The 20,974-nt window shown below is 52.3% G+C and carries 21 protein-coding genes; 9 read left to right on the plus strand and 12 right to left on the minus strand.

Going from position 1 to position 20,974, the window contains the following annotated elements:
• Positions 1–67 precede the first annotated feature (67 nt).
• The 7 genes from groES to U9S71_RS00140 form a co-directional block, all read right to left on the minus strand.
• On the minus strand, positions 68–343 hold the full coding sequence (gene groES / locus U9S71_RS00110) for a co-chaperone GroES (RefSeq protein WP_326324284.1): 276 nt from the start codon (positions 341–343) through the stop codon (positions 68–70).
• 223 nt (positions 344–566) lie between these two features.
• Positions 567–905 carry a preprotein translocase subunit SecG gene (secG, locus tag U9S71_RS00115; protein WP_326324285.1) on the minus strand — a complete coding sequence of 113 codons (339 nt, stop codon included), beginning with the start codon at positions 903–905 and terminating at the stop codon, positions 567–569.
• A gap of 13 nt (positions 906–918) precedes the next feature.
• Positions 919–1,899, minus strand: coding sequence for a hypothetical protein (locus tag U9S71_RS00120; protein ID WP_326324287.1), 981 nt, complete (start codon positions 1,897–1,899; stop codon positions 919–921).
• A 41-nt stretch (positions 1,900–1,940) separates the two neighbouring features.
• Entirely contained in the window at positions 1,941–2,462 is a 522-nt protein-coding gene (locus U9S71_RS00125) for an LptE family protein (RefSeq protein ID WP_326324289.1), read from the minus strand.
• A gap of 11 nt (positions 2,463–2,473) precedes the next feature.
• Positions 2,474–3,727, minus strand: coding sequence for a sigma 54-interacting transcriptional regulator (locus U9S71_RS00130; protein ID WP_326324291.1), 1,254 nt, complete (start codon positions 3,725–3,727; stop codon positions 2,474–2,476).
• 108 nt (positions 3,728–3,835) lie between these two features.
• Positions 3,836–5,272, minus strand: coding sequence for a tRNA (N6-isopentenyl adenosine(37)-C2)-methylthiotransferase MiaB (miaB, locus tag U9S71_RS00135; RefSeq protein ID WP_326324293.1), 1,437 nt, complete (start codon positions 5,270–5,272; stop codon positions 3,836–3,838).
• A gap of 75 nt (positions 5,273–5,347) precedes the next feature.
• Positions 5,348–6,352: a glycoside hydrolase family 43 protein gene (locus U9S71_RS00140; RefSeq protein WP_326324295.1), complete on the minus strand. Its 1,005-nt coding sequence runs from the start codon at positions 6,350–6,352 to the stop codon at positions 5,348–5,350.
• A gap of 131 nt (positions 6,353–6,483) precedes the next feature.
• Between U9S71_RS00140 and U9S71_RS00145 the strand changes: the two genes are divergently transcribed.
• Positions 6,484–6,894: a hypothetical protein gene (locus tag U9S71_RS00145; protein WP_326324297.1), complete on the plus strand. Its 411-nt coding sequence runs from the start codon at positions 6,484–6,486 to the stop codon at positions 6,892–6,894.
• Between the two features lie 51 nt (positions 6,895–6,945).
• On the opposite strand, the gene U9S71_RS00150 is transcribed toward U9S71_RS00145, so the two are convergent.
• The 4 genes from U9S71_RS00150 to gntA form a co-directional block, all read right to left on the minus strand.
• Entirely contained in the window at positions 6,946–8,265 is a 1,320-nt protein-coding gene (locus tag U9S71_RS00150; RefSeq protein ID WP_326324298.1) for a nucleotide sugar dehydrogenase, read from the minus strand.
• 160 nt (positions 8,266–8,425) lie between these two features.
• On the minus strand, positions 8,426–9,994 hold the full coding sequence (locus U9S71_RS00155) for a CotH kinase family protein (RefSeq protein WP_326324299.1): 1,569 nt from the start codon (positions 9,992–9,994) through the stop codon (positions 8,426–8,428).
• 70 nt (positions 9,995–10,064) lie between these two features.
• A complete protein-coding gene (locus U9S71_RS00160) occupies positions 10,065–10,646 on the minus strand; it encodes an urea carboxylase-associated family protein (RefSeq protein ID WP_326324301.1) in 582 nt (193 codons plus the stop codon).
• A 7-nt stretch (positions 10,647–10,653) separates the two neighbouring features.
• Positions 10,654–11,364, minus strand: a complete 711-nt coding sequence (gene gntA / locus U9S71_RS00165) for a guanitoxin biosynthesis heme-dependent pre-guanitoxin N-hydroxylase GntA (protein ID WP_326324302.1) — start codon at positions 11,362–11,364, stop codon at positions 10,654–10,656.
• A 158-nt stretch (positions 11,365–11,522) separates the two neighbouring features.
• Here gntA and U9S71_RS00170 point away from each other — a divergent pair, with 158 nt between their 5' ends.
• The 8 genes from U9S71_RS00170 to rfbB all read left to right on the plus strand — a co-directional run bounded on the left by U9S71_RS00170 (position 11,523) and on the right by rfbB (position 20,286).
• Positions 11,523–12,143 (plus strand): YczE/YyaS/YitT family protein, encoded by a 621-nt coding sequence (locus U9S71_RS00170; RefSeq protein WP_326324304.1) that lies wholly within the window; start codon positions 11,523–11,525, stop codon positions 12,141–12,143.
• Between the two features lie 32 nt (positions 12,144–12,175).
• Complete coding sequence (locus U9S71_RS00175; RefSeq protein WP_326324305.1) at positions 12,176–12,628, plus strand: WxcM-like domain-containing protein; 453 nt, start codon at positions 12,176–12,178, stop codon at positions 12,626–12,628.
• A complete protein-coding gene (locus tag U9S71_RS00180) occupies positions 12,621–15,317 on the plus strand; it encodes a PQQ-dependent sugar dehydrogenase (protein ID WP_326324306.1) in 2,697 nt (898 codons plus the stop codon). Before U9S71_RS00175 ends, U9S71_RS00180 begins: the two co-directional genes overlap by 8 nt.
• Positions 15,318–15,324: 7 nt before the next feature.
• Entirely contained in the window at positions 15,325–16,467 is a 1,143-nt protein-coding gene (hemW, locus tag U9S71_RS00185) for a radical SAM family heme chaperone HemW (RefSeq protein WP_326324307.1), read from the plus strand.
• A 152-nt stretch (positions 16,468–16,619) separates the two neighbouring features.
• Positions 16,620–17,603 (plus strand): UDP-glucuronic acid decarboxylase family protein, encoded by a 984-nt coding sequence (locus U9S71_RS00190; protein ID WP_326324309.1) that lies wholly within the window; start codon positions 16,620–16,622, stop codon positions 17,601–17,603.
• Entirely contained in the window at positions 17,604–18,632 is a 1,029-nt protein-coding gene (gene galE / locus U9S71_RS00195; protein ID WP_326324310.1) for a UDP-glucose 4-epimerase GalE, read from the plus strand.
• A gap of 11 nt (positions 18,633–18,643) precedes the next feature.
• On the plus strand, positions 18,644–19,225 hold the full coding sequence (locus tag U9S71_RS00200; RefSeq protein ID WP_326324312.1) for a hypothetical protein: 582 nt from the start codon (positions 18,644–18,646) through the stop codon (positions 19,223–19,225).
• An 8-nt stretch (positions 19,226–19,233) separates the two neighbouring features.
• Positions 19,234–20,286: a dTDP-glucose 4,6-dehydratase gene (gene rfbB, locus U9S71_RS00205; protein WP_326325275.1), complete on the plus strand. Its 1,053-nt coding sequence runs from the start codon at positions 19,234–19,236 to the stop codon at positions 20,284–20,286.
• Here rfbB and U9S71_RS00210 read toward each other — a convergent pair.
• Positions 20,283–20,906 carry an LEA type 2 family protein gene (locus tag U9S71_RS00210; protein ID WP_326324314.1) on the minus strand — a complete coding sequence of 208 codons (624 nt, stop codon included), beginning with the start codon at positions 20,904–20,906 and terminating at the stop codon, positions 20,283–20,285. The two genes, rfbB and U9S71_RS00210, sit on opposite strands and share 4 nt — an antisense overlap.
• Positions 20,907–20,974: the final 68 nt, after the last annotated feature.

The raw sequence follows: 20,974 nt of genomic DNA on the forward strand, positions 1-20,974 counted from the left end.
ATTTTTAATAAACCATTATTAATTAAACATTAACGAGGAAAATATGAATTCCCGATAACCACCAACCCTAGACGATTGCGTAGATATCAGATTCTTTCATAATCAAATACTCTTTTCCTTCGTACGTGATTTCCGTACCGGCATACTTGCCGTACAACACTTGGTCTCCTACCTTCACGGTCAATGGTTCGTCCGTTTTCCCGGTACCCACGGCCACAACCGCTCCACGTTGGGGCTTTTCCTTGGCAGTATCTGGAATATAGATACCTGATGCGGTTTTCTCCTCTGCAGGGGCAGCCTCAACCACCACTCTGTCTCCGATAGGTTTAATACTTAACGCCATAATGATTTTAGTTAATATGTAATTTGTTAATATGTTTTGATTCTTCCTCGCCACTTACGTCATCAACTATGCCAAGTGCTTTTTTAAGAGCCTACCTTGCCATTTTTTCATTTTTAACGTTGGCAGTCGCGGAACGCGTGGGGAAGTTGTGTCAGGATGTCAGTGCGGATGGCAGTGACACAAAAAAAGAAAGGCCACTCGGTTATGAGTGGCCTTGAATATTTTATTGTGCGGTGTCTGCACCTGGAGTTGCCTCGGGCGCCGTGACCGGAGGAATCGGTGCCGTGGTTGGCGTCGTTGGCGTGATCTGATCGGTCAGTCCGCTGCCCCCACTGCTTGCCGAAGGGCTCATTACATTTACGATGAGTGCAAAAACCATAATGGCAATCACCAATCCCCACGTTCCTTTCTCTAAGAGATCGCCCGTACGTTTCACGCCCATCAGGTTAGTGCCACCTGAAAATCCGGAGGCTAACCCACCGCCTTTAGGTTCCTGGATGAGCACCAAGAAAGACAGCAACACGCTGGCCAGTATAATCAATATAATCAATAATGTTTGCATTGTTTTTATTCCACTAGGGTAATTTATCCGTCAATTCCGTAATTCGAGCGGCAAAGTACGTACTTTTTTCGGGATATTTCAAACTTAATTTTTTATAGATGGCTATGGCCTTCGGGTACAGTCCCTGCTCAACGTATATATTCGCCAACGTTTCGGTTACCAATGTCAATTGGTCTTCAGCACTCTTCCTTGCTTTATTTTCCAAGTTAATTTTATCGGCCTGGGGCGGTTTAATCTGCGGTTCCTCCCGTATAAACCGTTCAATGAGCGGATCGGTTTTCTTAGGGACCTGAAATGGGATGGTCTCCGGTGGTTGTGCGGCGCTCAATTTCTCTTCTGGCGACTGCAAGTGGAAAATGTTTTCCCGGATTTGTTGATCGAGTACCCGCTCGTCGTCGGGCGCATCCACCGTGTCGGCAAGGTAAGTAACCGACTCGCCTTGGGGTACATAAGGTCGATAGGTATCGGCATGCTCCATCCGGGTCTTATCGAGCCACCATAAAAAGCTATAGGGTAGGTGATCATCATTATATAGGCTCACCTTCTCATGTGGCGTCGCTGCAGATAAGGGCACCACCTCCTGCGTCACTTTTGCGGCGTTGGCATCCGTCTCAGTGGTTTTTTTCTCATAAGTAAAATAATCCAGCCCTATGGGGTGTTCTATCAGCCCCGAGTCGTCGATGTCAGGGATAACGGTTTCGATGTCGGCCGTTACGGAAATGTGTTCGGCTTGAAATGTGCTGTCGACCGTGGGCATTTCGGTAATGACGTGCCCGTATAACCAGTTGGGCATCCCCGCAACCAGCAGGGCACTTTCCCCGCTTGTTGAACTATTGTCGTGGTAATTTTTACGGGCCCGTGCCACACGCAGTGCTTGCGCATAAGGGAATCGGTCAATCAGCGCTGACAGGGTCTCGCCATCAACAGCTATGGGATTGGCCAATGCATGATGGTATAGTTCCTTATAATTCACGTTCTCCACTCTACTAGTCATTAAATCTTAAAGTCATCAAATTGACACATTGTTATATCACCCTACCAATTCGCAAATGCCCGGTTATAGATATCTTCGGTAAGCATTTGGTTGATATCACGGACGAGCGCCTCTTCCTGTGCCGGTATCGACCCACTCGCAGACGAGAAGTCTTTAAATCGGGTAAACGACTCTTCGAAGTTGTCTTCGGGTTTGATGGTGTTTGTGTATTTTACATTGACCGTAATCGAAAGCCTATTCAATGCAGCGCGGTCCGTACCTGCTTCAATGGCCGCAGGCGCAATGCTATACCCGGTGATGCGCCCCTCAAAGATCGCGTCGCCCTCGTTGGTCACCTGGCTTAGGCTCGATTGGCTGCGTATCCGCTCTTTTAAGGCCTCGGTAAATGTTTGGCTGAGTATAGGATTAACGATCGGCGCCGTATTCTCAAAAAACTCGACCGTGTACGTTTTCATCCCTTCGGGTATCGACCCGCCGGTAAAGCCGTATTTAACACCACAGCCGTTTGCGGCTACAACAACCAATAACCCCCACAAATACCGCCATACCTTTGCCGTCCTCATAGTTATGCGTGTCAATTCAGGTTTAAGTCCTTGATTTTACGATATAACGTCCGTTCGGAAATACCTAATTCCTGCGCCGCCGATTTCCGTTTGCCCTTGTGTTTCTTCAGGGCCTTTTTAATCAGGTCCGATTCGCGCTCAACGAGCGATAACGATTCTTCCTCCACCTCTTCCGCCTCCTGGGTGGAGTATCGGAAATCGTCGTTAGAGTCACTGGCCGATGGCCGGTGGATAGTCAGTGTGGGCTGCGTCGGTAGCTGTTCGGCCGTGGGGCTGTCCAGTTCGCGGTACAGCTTGTTTATGTATGGCGAGTTGTCCTCCACAATGCCAGAATTGACACCGTTCTGGATAATTTCTACCACCAGCTTCTTCAATTCGACCATGTCTTTTTTCATATCGAAAAGCACCTTATACAACAGGTCGCGCTCCGAGAAATCATCCGTGCCTTTCGCTGAGCCTACATGAACGGGCAGATTACTCCTGTTATCATAGGGCAAGTACTGTTGGAGCACTTGCGCATCGAGAAGTCGTTCTTTCTCCAACACCGCAATTTGCTCGGCAATATTTTTCAATTGCCGTACGTTGCCCGGCCAGGGATAATTGGCCAGCAGCTGCTGTGCATCTTCCGTGAGTTGCACGTTTGGGCTCCGGTACTTGTCGGTAAAGTCGGCCACAAATTTCCGGAAGAGCAAATGGATGTCTTCCTTCCGGTCGCGCAATGCCGGGATACGTAATGGCACTGTATTGAGCCGATAATAGAGGTCTTCCCTGAATTTGCCTTTCTGCACCGCTTCGTAGATGTCTACGTTGGTAGCGGCAATGACACGTACATCCGTTTTCTGCACTTTCGACGAGCCTACCCGGATATATTCACCGGTTTCCAATACGCGGAGCAACCGCGCTTGCGTGCCTAGCGGTAGCTCACCTACTTCATCCAGGAAGATGGTTCCGCCACCTACCACTTCAAAGTAACCTTTCCGGGCCTCATGAGCGCCGGTAAACGAGCCTTTCTCGTGTCCGAATAGTTCCGAGTCAATCGTGCCTTCGGGTATAGCCCCGCAGTTGACTGCGATAAATGGACCATGTTTGCGGGCACTGAGCTGGTGGATGATGTGCGAAAACACTTCCTTGCCGCTCCCGCTTTCGCCCGTAATCAATACCGAGATATCGGTGGGTGCCACCTGCCGTGCCACATCAATGGCGCGGTTTAGTAAAGGTGAATTGCCGATAATCCCGAATCTATTCTTTATGTCTTGGATATCCATCTTCTTTTAGTACTTAGTCTTTAATAGCCAGTACCTATGCTTAACCTTTTCCCGGATTAAACGTTTGGTTTTATTTGTAATCCACCAACGACCTTACACCCCGATTAACTAGTCGGCAATCGTTCCAATGAGCGTTGCCGATGTGCACCGATCAGCGAAGACCGTCACATAGTCGCCCACTTTATAGCGGTCGTTTACCGGGAACACCACCATCGTATTTTGGTCATTCCGGCCACAGTAGTCTTCGTCCGAGCGTTTCGACAAGCCTTCGATAAGCACCCTGTGCGTTTTGCCTACGTAAGTTTGCAGGCGTTCAAGGCTGTGCCCACGTTGGCGGTTCACCACTTCGGTAAGGCGTCGTTTCTTCACTTCTTCGGGCACATCATCCGCATACCGCTTGGCAGCGAGTGTCCCCGGCCGCTCCGAATAGGCAAACATATACGCAAAGTCGTACTTCACGTAGTCCATCATCGCCAGTGTATCGCCGTGTTCTTCTTCCGTTTCGCTACAAAATCCGGTGATGACATCGGTGGAAATGCCGCAGTCCGGAATGATTTCGCGGATGGCATTCACCCGTTCCATGTACCACTCGCGGTCGTATGTCCGGTTCATCAACTGTAGCACCCGCGAGTTGCCCGACTGTACGGGCAGGTGGATGTACTTACAGATGTTTTCGTACTTCGCTATGGTATGGAGCACCTCATTGGTGATGTCTTTGGGATGTGATGTGGAAAACCGCACACGCAACAGCGGGTTAACGCGGGCCACCATTTCCAGAAGGAGGGCAAAAGTCACTACAGGCTCCGGCTCTTGGCCGTCCGCAGCGGCCGCCGCATACTTGTACGAGTCTACGTTTTGGCCCAGCAAGGTCACTTCCCGGTAGCCGGCATCAAAGAGTTCCTGAGCTTCGTTTACGATCGACTGCGGATCACGGCTGCGCTCCCGTCCACGGGTGAAGGGCACCACGCAGAAAGAGCACATGTTGTCGCAGCCCCGCATAATGGAGATAAAGGCCGTGACACCATTCGAGTTGAGGCGAACCGGGTTGATGTCTGCATAAGTTTCCTCTCGGGATAGCAGTACGTTGACAGCTCTTGAACCTTCGTCTACCTGTTCAATGAGGTTGGGCAGGTCGCGGTAAGCATCCGGGCCAACGACAACGTCCACCAGCTTTTCCTCTTCGAGGAATTTGGATTTCAGCCGTTCGGCCATGCAACCTAACACGCCTACTACCATGCCGGGGTTCTTGGCTTTGGCCGACTCGAACTCTTTCAACCGGTTGCGCACGCGCTGCTCGGCATTCTCGCGGATGGAACACGTATTGATGAATACCACATCGGCTTCTTTGTAGTCGCGTGTGGTCTCGAAGCCTTTTTCGAGCAGGATGGAAGCCACAATCTCACTATCCGAAAAGTTCATCTGGCAGCCATAACTCTCTATATATAGCTTCCTACTAGCGGCCTTTTCCGGGTCGTTCGCTATAAGCAGGGCCTCACCTTGTCGTGATTCGTCGTGTTCTTTCGTCGTTGTGGGTATCTCAAACATGATCGTCCATTAAAGCCTACAAAGTTAAAAATAATATTTGGAAAGAATGACAGTTTGGCAGAAAGCCGGGATTGGTTAATATAATCGTTTTCCCAAACGTAGCGTGTTCCCTTCGTCGCTCAATGTAAAGATCTGCGCCCTTTCGGCGCCACCTGGGCTATTCGGTCCATGGAAGGTTAGCATCAGGGTGCCATCAAACGATTCGAACAACATGCCGTGGCCGCCATTCTCAGCGAATAGTACGTCTTCCTGCTGCTGCCACGGCCCGGCCACCTGCCCCGTGGTCGACTCGGCGATGCCAATGGCATATTGGCCTTCTTTAAAGCTCGACCAGATCATGAGCAGCTTCCCGGTTTTCGTGCGGTACAAAAAACAGCCATCGGTAACATACGAGACTGTTCCGTCGTCATGTGTTGAACCGGTAGACCAAGGGGCGCTTGACGCGTTAAAAAGTGTCAAAGGTTGGCCTTTTACCGCCGATAGATCGTGCTCGAGTTCAATGAGTTCCATCGTGCCGTCCTCCACCTCCACCCATTCGTGGCAGAAAATCATGTAAGGTTTATCGTCTTCCACCCATAGGGTGCCATCCAGCGCCATCCAATCCATGGGCGTATGGGGTCTTTTGCCGTCAAATGGCAAAAACGGGCCCATGGGCGAGTCTGCATAAAACAGCTGTGTGCCGCGAAACGAATATCGGGGCCAATCTTCTCGTTTCTTCTTCCACTCGATATCAGAATTCAATGTTGCGAAAAGGTAATATTTGCCCTTATATTGGTGCACTTCCGGCGCCCAAATCGCTCCTGTAATCCAATTGTCATCGGGTGTGGTAAATACGGTATATGGGCCTTCCCAGTTTTCGAGATCCTTGCTTTTGAAAACAACGACGCCACTTCTGCGCGTTTCCGCGCTACCCACAGGCGCCGATTTGTACAGAAAATAGGTCTGCGTTTCTTTATCGGCAATGATGTACGGGTCACGAATATGTAAATCGCTAATGTGAATAGTTTCAGTCGCATGTTGCGCAGAAGCGGCCATGCAGCCAAACACGAGGCTGGCAATCGTCAGTACAAAAAAATTCATTGATCGATGATGGTACATTTTCCAAATATATATTTTTTCAGGCAGAGAATGTGCCTTTCTATTTAATTCATTCGTTTGTTTCGTTCTTTAAATTCGCACCACGTGGGCAATATTTCGTAATTTTGCACATCATGGTCAAGCGGTATCGTATGTTGCTCATCGGGTTGGTGATTGCCGTGTTTGGCACATTGCTGGTTCAGGATTTTCTGCAACGTAGGGGGGCGGCAGATTTAAAAGGCGGGTTCGAAGAAATCGCATTTGCCCGCAACGAACAGAACAAGGGCGGTATTGTGCGAATATACGCTTTCAGTGTGGCCGACACCGTTGATGCTGATTACCAGGGATGCGGTGAGTTATTACCCCACAACGACTACGGCAGCGTGACGAAAGCCTACTTTTTTCAGGCTGGCCAAGCTACTCCCCAATCCCTCCGGCTCGAACCGCCGCATTTTGATACCGTGCGTTTCCATCCCGTAGCCGTTTATCTCAAAGGCAAGGATGGTGTCGGGAATGTAGAAGGCCCAGCCCTGGGAATAGAATGAAACGGACAAAAATTCACCAGCCATGCCCCCTGTGCCGAACGGTGCAACGATTTAAAGCCGCCCATCCACCAAACTACGCTCCAAACACGCCTTCGTGTCAAAGATGATTCCGTTATTGCGTTTTACGTGCTCGTAATCAAAGTGCAGGAATTCCCGATGGGCGACAGCTAGGATAATAGCGTCGTAGACCAAATGGGTGTCCACGATATTTAAAATGGTTAACCCATACTCGCGCTTTACTTCCACGGCATCCGCCCAAGGGTCGTGAATGTCTACCGTAAGCCCGAACTGTCTCAACTCGTGGTAAATATCAACAACGCGCGTGTTTCTGATATCGGGGCAGTTTTCCTTAAAAGTGATACCCAAAATGAGCGCTCTGGAGTCTTTGATCTTATGATTCTTTTTAATCATGAGTTTAACCACCTTGTTTGCTACGAAGGCGCCCATCTGGTCGTTGACCCGTCGGCCCGAAAGGATGACTTCTGGAAGGTAGCCTACCGACTGTGCTTTATGGGCAAGGTAATAGGGGTCTACGCCAATGCAATGGCCCCCTACTAAGCCGGGTTTGTATTTCAAGAAGTTCCATTTCGTGGCTGCCGCCTCCAATACATCGCTGGTATCGATACCTATCCGATCAAAAATTAGCGCAAGCTCATTGACAAACGAAATGTTCACGTCGCGCTGGGCGTTTTCGATAGCCTTCGCTGCCTCGGCAACCTTGATGCTGGGAGCCTTGTGTGTGCCTGCTTCGATGACCGAACCGTATAGGGCGTCTATCCGATCGGCAATTTCTGATGTGGAGCCACTGGTTACTTTTTTTATGGCCTTCAGGGTGTGAACCTTGTCGCCGGGGCTGATCCGTTCTGGCGAGTAACCGGCAAAAAAATCCCGATTGAAAACTAGACCGGAAGATCGCTCCAATGCCGGGATACATTCCTCTTCGGTGCAACCCGGGTAGACCGTCGACTCATAAATAACTACATCGCCTAGGGATAAAACTTTACCGATCATCTCCGACGCGCTAATCAATGGCCTTAAATCCGGCGCTTTAAATTCATCAATCGGGGTGGGAACGGTTACGATGTAGGTCTGATAGGCACGCAAATCTTCTACAGCCGTAGCGAAAGATAAACCGGCTGATGTGGTGTGCGGCTGCTTTTGGCGGATAACTTCCTGTAATTCGGAGAGATTTGCTTCGTGGGTACGGTCTATACCTTTCTTCAGCTCGGCTACACGGTCTGCATCGATGTCAAAACCGACAACATCGTATTTTTCAGCGAATGCAATGGCCAACGGCAGCCCTACATAGCCTAACCCGATAATCGCTATTCGGGTATTTGCTAATGGGTTGGATGAAGGGGGGGATGCCATAGGGCAAAGATAATTTTTTTTGTGAAACTGTATGGCTGCGATGTGCAAGCACAGACCCCGAATACTGGTCAGCTACGTGCTGGCCATGCTCAACGGCGGTTTGCAGATCGGCGAAAGTATCGCCGACGGGATCGTTAACCCCGTGCTGAGAACAAGCCCTTCACCACGCGCTAATCTCGGCATCCATCCAGTCCATCCGCGTGTTGAGCCATGTTTTCAGGTAGTTTACCTCTCCCTCATACGAGCCGAACACGTCGTAGTTGGGCCACACCCATGTGTTGAGGATGTCCCACTGCTGGAAGTTGCGCTGCTGCGCTACGCGGAGCGTACCATAGGCCGCTTCGTCTATCTTCTCCATGATTGTGGTGCGAAGTGAGGGCATCACCTCCTGCCATCGGTCCTTCACCGCTTGTTGAAACTTTGGATCCCTGAACAGTGCCTTATACCAGCGGTTACCGGTCTTTATCCACCACCCTTCGGGCGCTTCGTTACCGTTGTAGTTGATGTTGCCCATGGCGATGTCGAAGTCCCACAGTGGCCCCATGGCCAGCTTGCCCCCACGCGGTTTGTGCATATAGATGCTGAGTCCGCCACCGCCCGTGTCGTTGTTGCGCACCAGCTCACTGATGAGGTAGAAATTGACAAATGAAGGCACATCGATGAGTGCTTCATATTCCGCGGAACGTTCGGCGATGTGGGGGTCGGTAATGATGGTCTCTACCGCAGCGATGTAGTTGGTGATGTAGGCAAATTGCGCATCGTTGGGTTCTTCGGGACTCTTAAACGTAAAGGGAAACCGCATCACGTCCGAATGGAACCAACGGTCGGCATCCAGCCGTTCGTCTATTTCTAGGAGGTACCCGCCCGTAATCGTTTCTTCATCCTCTTCATCCACCTCCAGTTCATCGATAGCCACGCGGTCATCCTCCACCCGTATTTGGTCGGTTAGGTGATACACGCCTTCGTACCGGCCGTTGAGGTAGATCTCTACGAAGCGCGAGCGTGGCGTGAATGCTGCCATCAATTGGCGCCCCATCTCGAAGGTTACGTAGTTGCGCAGTAGCGTCTTGTCGGAATAGTTGGCCAGCAACACCCAGTTTTTGGTGGGCGCAAAGCCCAGGAACGGTTCCTTTTTGTGGAACTTCAACCGGTACGGCTTTTTGTCCATACCCCATGTGCTGTTGCCGCGGCCGCGGATTTCGGTATGGATGAGCCGGTTTGCCTGTTCATAGGCGGTCCCCGGATTCACCTTCACTGTGGCGTTGATGTAGTCGTCTTTGGAGACGATGGGCTGGTGCCCTTCGGTTTCAATCCAAAACACCGGAATTCCCGGATCGGGAAAAAGCTGTATGCGGTAGTCGCTTTCGTTACTTTCGGCATCGATGACGGTGCAGTGCAGCGGCGTATTTAAAGCGATGGTAAGGGTATCGGCCACATAGCGGCTACCGCCGACCCATAGCTGGTGGCCATTCGGCACTTTGAAGGTCAGCGTTACGTGGTCCGGCAGATGTTCCGTTGTGGGGATGAGCCCGCTCACAGTTCCGTCGTCGTATTGGTACAGTTGGATGTTATGAACGAGGGCTGAGTTATGGCTTGCATCGAGCACAAATTGCAGCGGCCCATCGTACGGTATTCCGCGTGTCGGCGGGTCGTTCTTACAGGTAATGAGGGTAAGGAGCGTAATAAGGGCAAAGCAACTGGTAAGGAACGGTCGTAAAGGTCTATTCATTTTGATATGTTAGCAAGACCGCAAAGCTAACGAAATAAACAATGTTGTCCCAATTTTGCCAGGAGAAGGATCATCCCATGATTTCGTAATGGATGGGTTTGAACGAATAGTTGTTGGATTGCTCTGCCGAGCAAGCCGTTAGTCCGACAATGAGATCCATTTTAGCTTCGAAAAGTACGTAATCACCCGCTTTGCTTTTCGGTGGGTCTACCGACAACTGCCCGTCGGCTGCAAACTGTACGTTCATGAAGATGTTGAAGGCGGTTGGAATGTCGTCTGGCTGTATGCCGAATAAGGCTAGATTGGTGTGCAGGTTTTCGAAGCAGCTGGGATGGTAGTGTGGGTTGTTGTATAAAATCTCGAAGGTTTCCGGACTACACGGGGCCAACAGAAAATCGTTGCGGCCATTGGTGTCTTCGATTATTGCCATCATTTTGCGGCTGCGGTTGCTCCACAGGTGATGCCCCTCGGTTATCAATAGGGTATTCTCGAAATCCAATGTTTTACCCGAGGAAATCTTTTCGCGGGTATCCGAGGCATTGAATAGCACCATGTCGCTTACCTGCTCGCCTTGCGGGTCAATTACTTTGAGCAGATTTCCCCGCTCTATCCGGAAAGCTACGCCTGATTGTTTCGGTATAGTGTGTATCATATCTATGTTAATGACGATGAAAGGGACATTTCCATTGCTTGCTGACTTTCCGGCCGCTATATTGAGGCGCTTCCGATCCTTGGCCGTGATCGCTGAGCATGGGGTTGATGCTGCCATGGTATGCGATCTCCCGTTCGCGGATCACCGTCTTCATTTTTTCATACGTGCCGGCGGCCCTTAATTGCTCGAACTGACGGTGCAGGTTGAAAGCCATTGCGGGATGGCCGAATTGGCGGGCCTTTCTGCTAGCGTGGGGATGAAGGCCCACGATGAAAAATGCGGAACCGTGGAAGCTAAAGCTGAAGTCTTTGTCTTCGGGATCTTTGCCTACTGCCGGGTCCCAAGGCGCCTCGCCATCTACATCGTGCAATTTTTGAAGTTGCATCCAGAGCTTCTGTTCAAAGGCGATCTCCGAGTTGATTTCGTCGGTGAAGACAGCAACCATGGTCATGTAATGGCTATCGGCCGCCCGTGTTTCCCGGATATATGTTTTCAAATCTTCGGCCAAACACATCGTGGTGGTCGGCGTGCCCATCCTACCATAGCTGCCCAATCGATATTGATGGGTATGCAGCGCGGATTTGGCGCCTACGCACGGGTACGCTTTTGCGTCAATGCGTTGGATAAATTCTTTGTTGATCTTACCGATGCGGGATTCGGGATGTCGGCACGCCTCATCGGGCCTGTAGTAGCTTTGCTTAGGGTTCGCTATTTCCATAGTAAGTTTTTACGCTCGGCATTCGGAGCATGATATGGTCAAAAAGTACAACTTAGCATTGTTATACCTTAACATCGAGGTAGTCGATTTTGTTTGAATTATCCCGAAAAAGCCTACTTTTGGCGAATGCATCGTAATTTAATCGGTTCTTCGCTGGCATGAACCGAATTTGGCTGATTCGTTATGGTTTTTACTTTTCAGGATTGGTATGTTTCGCGCTCGGAGTAGCCATTTCCGTGAAGATGAAGCACCTGGGTTTGCATCCTTGGGATGTGCTGAATATCGCCCTTTTCGAACGTTTCGGCCTCTCGCTGGGAACGTGGACGGTGATCATCGGCCTCATACTGATAGCTGTCTCGCTGGTGGTGAGCCGCAAGTATGTAAACATCGGCACGTTTCTGAACGCCCTGCTCATTGGGCCCATTATGGATTTCTTTCTGTGGCTGGATATATTGCCCGCGCCCAGTTTTACTTGGACGGATTACCTGTGGTTGCTGGTGGGGATCGTTGTGGTGGGCACGGGTGGGGGCTTGTATGTATCGGGTGGGATAGGTGCCGGCCCACGCGATGGGTTTATGCTTTCCGTGGCCGAACGGACCGGACTTTCGGTCAGTAAAGCGCGCATAGCTGTTGAATGTGTGGTGCTACTCGTGGCTTACCTATTGGGCGGGCCGGTGTTTCTGATGACTTTTCTTTACACGTTCATCTTGAGTCCCGTTTTTCAATTCTCATTGAAGTTCTTTACGCGATTGAAGAATGAGCTGTGTGAAATTTTATAAATTGCGGCCGCTTGATATGGACAGCTAATCTAATGGAAGGAATACGTATTACATCCGGCGGGATCGCCGAAGATCACCGCGGCAGCATCCGGTTTGTCAACGATTTTGATGCGACGGCGGTGAAAAGATTTTATATCATCGAAAATAAGGATACGGAAACCATCCGCGGCTGGCGGGCGCACCGTATTGAACAACGTTGGTTCTACGTTTTGAATGGCGCTTTTTCTATGAAAACGGTTAAGATCGACGATTGGGAGAAACCGTCTAGGGAACTACCGGTAGAAGAAACGATGATGCGGAGCGAGCAACAGCGGGTGATACATGTGCCTGTAGGGTACGGTACGGCCTTCCAAGCGCTGGAACCGGGTAGTAGGCTTTTGGTGTTTGCCGATTACAGTATTGAGCACGCCAAGAACGACGATTATACCTATCCGGCAGATTATTTTATTCAAGATCATTCCCAATTACCCGAAACAAATGGATAAACTGACAGAGACATTACCAACCTATCTTACAAAACCTTTTCCATGGAGCGCCTGCGCGCTTGCGGCTATTATTGCCTTTTGTGGCTGTAGCGACAAAACGCGCAATTGTAACCCGGCAACTACTTACCAATACACGGCCATGACCGACTCGCTGGCGGCAGGGCTAAAGTGGCCCGAAAACCTCGACATCCGCGTGTTTGCGGATGCGGCGTTGGTGCCGAGCCCGGCATGCATGGCCGTATCGGCACTGGGCGATGTATATGTGGGTGTCGACAAAATGGGCTCCCTCGGCAAAGACATGGGCTACGGCGCTATCGTTAAACTGATCGATTGCAACGGCGATGGTATCCTCGACACGCATGCTGAATTTGTTAAAGTCGATAACCCACGCGGTATCCTGGCCATGGGCCATAAGGTATTCGTGCTACATACCCGCTTCTCGGCGGAAACGGAGAAAGCGGAAAACATGGACTTGGTGGTATTTGAAGACAATGACAACGACGGAGTGGCCGATGGTGCTGCGCAGCCACTGATTACCGGCCTGAGTAATCCCACCTACCTTGCCGAGCGCGGCACCGATCACGCTACTAACGGCATCCAACTGGGCATCGATGGTTGGATATATATTGCCGTGGGCGATTTCGGCTTCCATAACGCTACCGACCGCGCCGGCACGAGGCTGACCATGCTCGGCGGCGGTATCCTGCGCGTGCGCCCCGATGGCACCGAGATGGAGGTATATACGCACGGCACGCGCAACATCTACGATGTGGCCATCGATCCCTTGATGAACACATTCACACGCGACAACACCAACGACGGAGGGGGCTGGAACATCCGGTTCTCCCATCAGCTGCAATCGGGCGAGTACGGGTACCCTTTGCTGTTCAAACACTATACGGAAGAAATCATCCCGGCGCTGGTGGATGTGGGGGGAGGCTCGGGAACGGGCTCGTTGTACCTGAACGACCACCGTTGGCCCGATGCTTACAACAATACACCGCTCATGGCCGATTGGGGCCGAAGTTACCTGTACCGGCACCCCGTCACGGCCGATGGTCCTACCTTCACCCAGACCGAGGAGCCGTTTATCCAATTGCCCCAAATTACCGACGTGGATATCGACGGGTCGGGCATCATGTACCTCTCGGCTTGGGACGGCGCAGGGTACTCAGGCAGCCCTGATATTGGGTACGTGGTACGTGTGGTGCCCGAAGGATGGGAATACCAGCCGTTTGCCGATGTGACGCAGTTATCGGACCGCAAACTCATTGCCCTGTTGGAGTCGCCCGATGCCAAAGTCCGGCAGACCGCTCAGTTCGAGCTGCTCGGCCGGAACCCGGACGAGCGGGCGGCTTCATCGGTATGGGAGCTGGTCGAAGAGGAATCGTTTGACAAGCCACAGCGGGTAGCGGCACTATACACCTACGCACAGCTGGCAGGCAAGGCGGGCATCGACAAGTTGGTGGAAGCTGCACAGGATACCGCACTACAGGAGTTCGCCCTGCGTGCATTGGCCGACCGCAAAGGGTTGGCCGATGCCGTGCCGGCGGCGCCTTTCTTAACCGCGCTGCAATCGGATAACCCACGCATACGGGCTGCTGCCACCATCGGTGTGGGCCGGCTGGGTATCAAGGAGGCCATAGCCCCATTGCTTAACACCAAGGTGCCGGCCTCATTCCGGGCACCGGCGCTGGGCACCGAAGGGCCGCACGCCACCCCTAACGCGGAAATCATCATCCCCCACCTTACGGTGCGGTCATTAGTCGCGCTTGATGCCGTGACCGAATGTATTGATGCGTTGGGCACCGAACAGACCGACATGGCACTCTGGGCCATGCGCTACTTTCACGACGACCGCGTGGTGGACGCACTGATTGGCGCGTATGACCGCACCGACGACTCCGCTTACCGCGAAAAGATCATCAACACGCTAGCGCGCATTTACCATCGCGAGCCGGCATACGATACCTCCTGGTGGTGGGGCACACGTCCCGATACGCATGGGCCCTACTACAAAACCGAAGAGTGGACCTCAACACCCGCGATTCGCGGTTTCCTCATCGCGCAATGGGAAGCGGCCGATAAGATGAAAAGGGAACCCTTTGCCGCCCTCAATACCATGTACCGCCTCGGCATCGATCAGTTCGGTACGGTCGACTTAGAGAAAGCCCGTGAAGAGGCGGCGTTGGTCGATTTGGAAGCTATTAAGAACAAGAAGGGCCAGGTAGGCGAGTCGTCCATTGAAGACGTGCTGCTGGCGCTACAACGAATTAAGGGCGACCCCCAAGCGGGAGCCGCGCTCTTCGTGAAGCAAGGCTGCGTAGCTTGCCACACCGTGGATGCCAGTGGACCGATGAAGGGGCCATTCATGGGACAAATCGGATCCATCATGAACCGAGAAAAAATCGCCGAATCGATCCTCAAACCGAATGCATCCATCTCGCAGGGATTCGCAACGGTGCAGATTGAACTGAAAAGCGGCGAAATGTATGTAGGCTTTGTCACGGCCGAATCGGCTGAGAAAATCACCATCAATAACATCGCGGGCATCGCCACGGAAATCAAAACGGCAGATATCAAAGACCGCAAGGAGCTGGAGATGTCCATGATGCCCGAGGGCTTAGCGAATGCCCTGAGCTACGAAGAGCTGGCGTCGTTGGTGTCGTATTTGGAAGAACAGAAATAACATCGGCATGGCCGGTATCTATTTCCACATACCTTTTTGCAAGCAGGCGTGTCACTACTGCGATTTCCATTTCAGCACATCGCTGAAGTACCGCGATGACATGGTGGCGGCCTTGTGCCGCGAGGTAGCGCTGCAATCGGATTACCTTTCAGGCCAGGATGCGACCATCGAAACCATCTATTTCGGTGGCGGGACCCCATCGTTGCTGGCGGCTGCGGATATCGCCAAATTGATTGGGGTAGTGGGTAACCATTTTGTAATCGATGGCGGTGCCGAGATCACCATCGAGTCCAATCCCGACGACCTGGACGACACCTATGTGGAAGCCCTGCGCGCCACGGCCATCAACCGGTTCAGTATCGGTATCCAATCATTTTTTGAAGAAGACCTGCGATGGATGAACCGGGCACATAGTGCCATCGAAGCGCAGGAAGCCATCAAACGGGTACAGGACGCGGGCTACGATAACATCACGGCCGATCTGATTTATGGATATCCATTACTCACAGATTCAAAATGGCAGACCAATATCGGTCATTTGGTAGAAGCGGGTATCCCTCATATCTCAGCTTACGGTATGACGGTGGAGCCGCGGACAGCACTTGCGGCATCCATCCGCAAAGGCAGGCAATTACCCATGGAGGAAGAGCAGGCGGCCACGCAGTTTATCCAATTGATGGATGCGTTGGAGACCGCCGGTTTCGTCCACTACGAAATCTCCAACTTTGCGCGGCCGGGGGGCCACGCCCGACACAACAGCAACTACTGGAAAGGGGTGCCCTACGTCGGTGTGGGCCCCTCAGCCCATTCGTTTGACGGCCATGCGCGCCAATGGAACGTGCGCAATAACGCCCGTTATCTTAGCGCGGTCCAAGCGGATAGCATACCCTACGAAAAAGAAGAATTAAGCCCGTCGGATAAGCTCAATGAATATATCATGACCAGCCTACGGACGATCTGGGGCCTCGACATGGATGTGGTGGAACGGCGGTTCGGTCTTCGCTACCGCCAGTCGCTTGATGTCGCGCTGAAACGCTTCACATTGACCGGCGATATCCTGCTCGGGGGGGTGGTGGCTACCCTCACCCGTAAAGGGAAGCTATTTGCGGACCATATCGCCGCCGAATTATTCGTGGAGCATGAAGATTAGCCCCATTTGTCGCTGAAATGTGACAAAATGAAATGAAGCCACCCTAATTTTTCGATTGTGACCGATGGGGATGCCTGCATCTTTGCGAGAATCCTTATATTCGCCTCGAATACATTAAAACCGGTAACTTAGTCGGTTACGTTAAGCGCATTATGTCAAGAAAACGCATACTCATCACCGGTGCAGCGGGCTTTCTGGGGTCACACCTGTGCGACCGCTTCATCAAGGAGGACTACCATGTCATCGGCATGGACAACCTGATCACAGGCGACCTCCGCAACATCGACCACCTGTTCAAACGGGAACACTTCGAATTTTACAACCATGACGTGTCTACGTTTGTGCACGTGCCGGGTAAGCTGGATTACATCCTGCACTTTGCCTCGCCGGCCAGCCCGATCGATTACCTGAAGATCCCGATACAGACACTGAAGGTGGGATCGCTGGGTACGCACCACCTGCTGGGGCTGGCGCGGGCCAAGGGTGCGCGCATCCTGGTGGCTTCCACCTCGGAGGTGTATGGCGACCCCACGGTGAGCCCACAGCCCGAAAGCTACTGGGGCAACGTGAACCCGGTAGGGCCACGTGGCGTGTACGACGAGGCCAAGCGCTTCCAGGAGGCCATCACCATGGCCTATCACACGTTCCACGGACTGGAAACGCGCATTGTGCGCATTTTCAACACCTACGGTCCGCGGATGCGGCTCAACGACGGGCGGGTGCTGCCCGCATTCATCGGCCAGGCACTGCGCGGCGAGGACCTCACCGTCTTCGGCGATGGCTCGCAGACGCGGTCATTCTGCTATGTGGACGACCAGGTGGAAGGCATCTTCCGCCTCCTGCACAGCGACCACCCCCACCCGGTCAACATCGGTAACCCCGATGAGATCACCATCAAACAGTTCGGCGAGGAAATCATCAAGCTCACTGGCACCACCCAGAAGTTGGTGTACCGCGACCTGCCGGTGGACGATCCGAAGCAACGGCGGCCCGACATCACCAAGGCACGCGAGCTATTGGGTTGGGAACCGAAGGTTGGCCGTGCCGAAGGGCTGCGGATTACCTACGACTACTTCCGGTCATTGCCCGACCAGGAGATCAAACACAAGGATTTTACCTACTATAACAAGAAATAAATGAGCAAGATATTGGTAACGGGTGGTACGGGTTACATCGGGTCGCATACGGTGGTTGAACTGCAAAATGCCGGTTATATTCCGGTAATTGTCGACAACCTATCGAACTCCAATGTGGGGGTACTGGACCAGATCGAGAAAATCACGGGCACCAAGCCCGAGTTTCATAACTTCGACCTGTGCGATGAGGGGGCGGTGTGTGCGTTTGTGGCCGGCCAGCCCGAGATCACCGGCGTTATCCACTTTGCCGCGTATAAGGCCGTGGGGGAGTCGGTGCAGCAGCCGCTCAAGTACTACCACAACAACTTTTTCTCGTTGATCAACCTGCTGAACGCGTATCGTGGCAAACCGGTGAACTTCGTGTTTTCATCGAGCTGCACGGTGTACGGCCAGCCCGACGAACTTCCGGTTACCGAGGCAGCCCCGGTGAAGCAGGCGGAATCGCCTTACGGCAATACCAAGCAAATCGCCGAGGAAATCCTGTCGGAAACGGCTGCCGCTGCCGGCAACTACCAAGTGGTGTCGCTGCGGTATTTCAATCCGGTAGGCGCCCACGAATCGGCACTCATCGGCGAACTGCCGCTGGGCGTGCCGCAGAACCTGGTGCCGTTCATTACGCAGAGCGCCATCGGCAAACGGGGACCCATTACGGTTTTTGGCGACGATTACGCCACCCCCGATGGGTCTGCCATCCGCGACTATATCCATGTGGTGGATTTGGCCAAGGCCCACGTAGCGGCGATAAAGCTGCTGGAGCGGGGCAACCCGAACGGCAACTACGATGTGTTCAATATCGGCACCGGCAATGGCAACTCGGTGCTGGAGGTGATCCGTGCATTCGAGGAATCGACCGGCGTGACGCTCAATTACCAGATCGGGCCACGCCGTGGTGGTGATGTGGAACAGGTGTGGGGCGACGTGTCCAAATCAACCGCCGAACTGGGTTGGAAAGCCGAGCTGGGCATTGCAGATATGATGAGGTCAGCCTGGAAATGGGAACAGTACCTGAAAGATCACCCGCTGATATAAACTGGGAAGAGATGAGACTTAATCAACAGCCGGAGCTAAAAAAAGCCATCCTCGACCTTCCGCAGGCGGAGAAGGACAAGCTGTTGGTGCGGTTGATTAATAAAGACGCCATGTTGGTCAAGCAACTGCATTTCCAACTGCTGGAAGATGAGTTCGATTTGGAGGAACGTACAGCGGCACTGCTCGACCAACTACAGCAGCTCATCGACCGAGCAGCGGGATACATCCCCAACACGCTTCGGTCGCGCAACGCGGACGCCCTTATGGGGGAGCTGAAATATGGGAGCGGCCTGATCAATGAGCACGCGGCCGTTACGAAAGATAAAATGAGTGAAGTGCGGTGCCGATTGTGGCTGGTCTCGCAAAGTTTTGCCTACTTTGGCCAGCTGTTTGAGAAGCATTTGTACCAGCTGAACGACAGGCTGGTGCAATACCAGACCTCCAGGATGAAATACATCCTTGGAAAATATGATAAACTGCATGAAGATTTGCAGTTTGAGTTTCGCGACGAATTGAATAATGCATTGGCCTCTGCGCACCAATCGGGTATGCGACCCTATATGGAAACGCTGGGCTTACCTAATGAAGTATGAGTAAAGCAATAAAGAAAATCATCGTTACCGGCGGCGCCGGATTTATCGGATCGCATGTGGTGCGCAGGTTGGTGACCAGCTACCCACAGTATGAAATCGTTAACTTAGATAAGCTTACCTATGCGGGTAACTTGGCTAATCTCACGGATATTGAAACGACTCCCAATTACCGCTTTGTAAAAGGCGACATTACCGATGCGGCATTTATCGATCAGCTGTTTGCCACGGAGCAACCCGATGCCATCATCCACCTGGCGGCTGAATCGCACGTGGACCGATCGATCAGCAGCCCGAATGAGTTTGTGCTCACCAATGTGGTCGGTACCGTGAACCTGTTGAATGCCGCCCGCGGACAGTGGGTGGGAGCATATGATAAACACCGTTTTTACCACGTATCTACCGATGAGGTGTATGGTGCCCTTGGCGATACGGGCATGTTTACGGAAGAGACCAGCTACGACCCCCATTCTCCGTATTCCGCATCCAAGGCATCGTCCGATCATTTTGTGCGCGCCTACCATGATACTTATGGAATGGATGTGGTGATCTCCAACTGTTCCAACAATTACGGATCGCACCATTTCCCCGAAAAGCTGATTCCGCTGGCCATCAACAACATCAAGAATAATAAGCCGGTGCCCGTTTATGGAAAAGGGGAAAATGTGCGCGATTGGCTGTGGGTGGAAGACCACGCACGGGCCATTGACGTTATTTTCCATGGGGCCGCATCGGGGCAGACCTACAACATCGGTGGGCATAACGAATGGACGAACATCGATCTTATTCGACTGCTGTGCAGCATTCTGGACCGTAAATTGGGTCGCGCTGAAGGCGAATCAGCGAAACTGATCACGTTTGTGAAGGACCGCGCGGGGCACGATCTACGTTATGCCATTGATGCAAGCAAATTGGAAAGCGACCTCGGATGGCAGCCGAGCCTGCAGTTTGAGGAGGGTTTGGAGAAGACGGTCGACTGGTATTTAGCTAACGAAGATTGGCTCAACGACGTCACCTCGGGCCATTACCAACAGTATTACGAAGAACAATACACCCAGCGCTAACGGGGAAGAATCCCCGCTTTCAGCAGCATGCTGGCATCCACCTGCTTGTCGATATCGATATAGCCGGGATAGTTAAGCTGCTTATTACCCAGGGCTAGTGTGGGTTTGATGCTGAGCGTGAGGTTCACCTTTTCGTCGGTTGCGCCATCGCGCGCACTTTGGATGAACGCGAGCAACTTCTGGAGCGTCTGCCGATCGGAAAGGAATGGGTACACGTTGGTCTGGAGTTTCACCGGTACGGTAACCGTTTTTCCTGCCGGCACTTCAATGGGAAGGTCTGATGTGCCTTCCAAGACCTCCCGGTCTTCTACAGCAATCTTATAAGCAAATTGTTGAATCCCCGCCAGGGTGTTAGTCGGGTTGGTGATGCGCAGGTTCAAAATGCCCGACAGGGGGATGTCGCGGCTGAGGAAACCCATTGCCACACCGGGTAGCCTGCTGATATCCACACGTCCATTTGCTACTAGTTTGTTCACGTCGGTACCCGCGAGGTACACGCTATCAGCTGAAACAAATGCATATTGACATTTTTCGAGTGCCCGCAAGGCTTTGGCTTGTCGGTCTACACCGCATCCGGCAAACATGATGATTGCCCCCACGAGCTGTAAAATAATTCTCATGATGCTGCACGCACAACATTGGGGCCAAACTCGTTTCCATTGTCCGATTTATTCGACGGATTGTCTCC

Origin of the sequence: Parapedobacter flavus (assembly GCF_035818675.1) — a bacterium.
Lineage (GTDB): Bacteria > Bacteroidota > Bacteroidia > Sphingobacteriales > Sphingobacteriaceae > Parapedobacter > Parapedobacter flavus.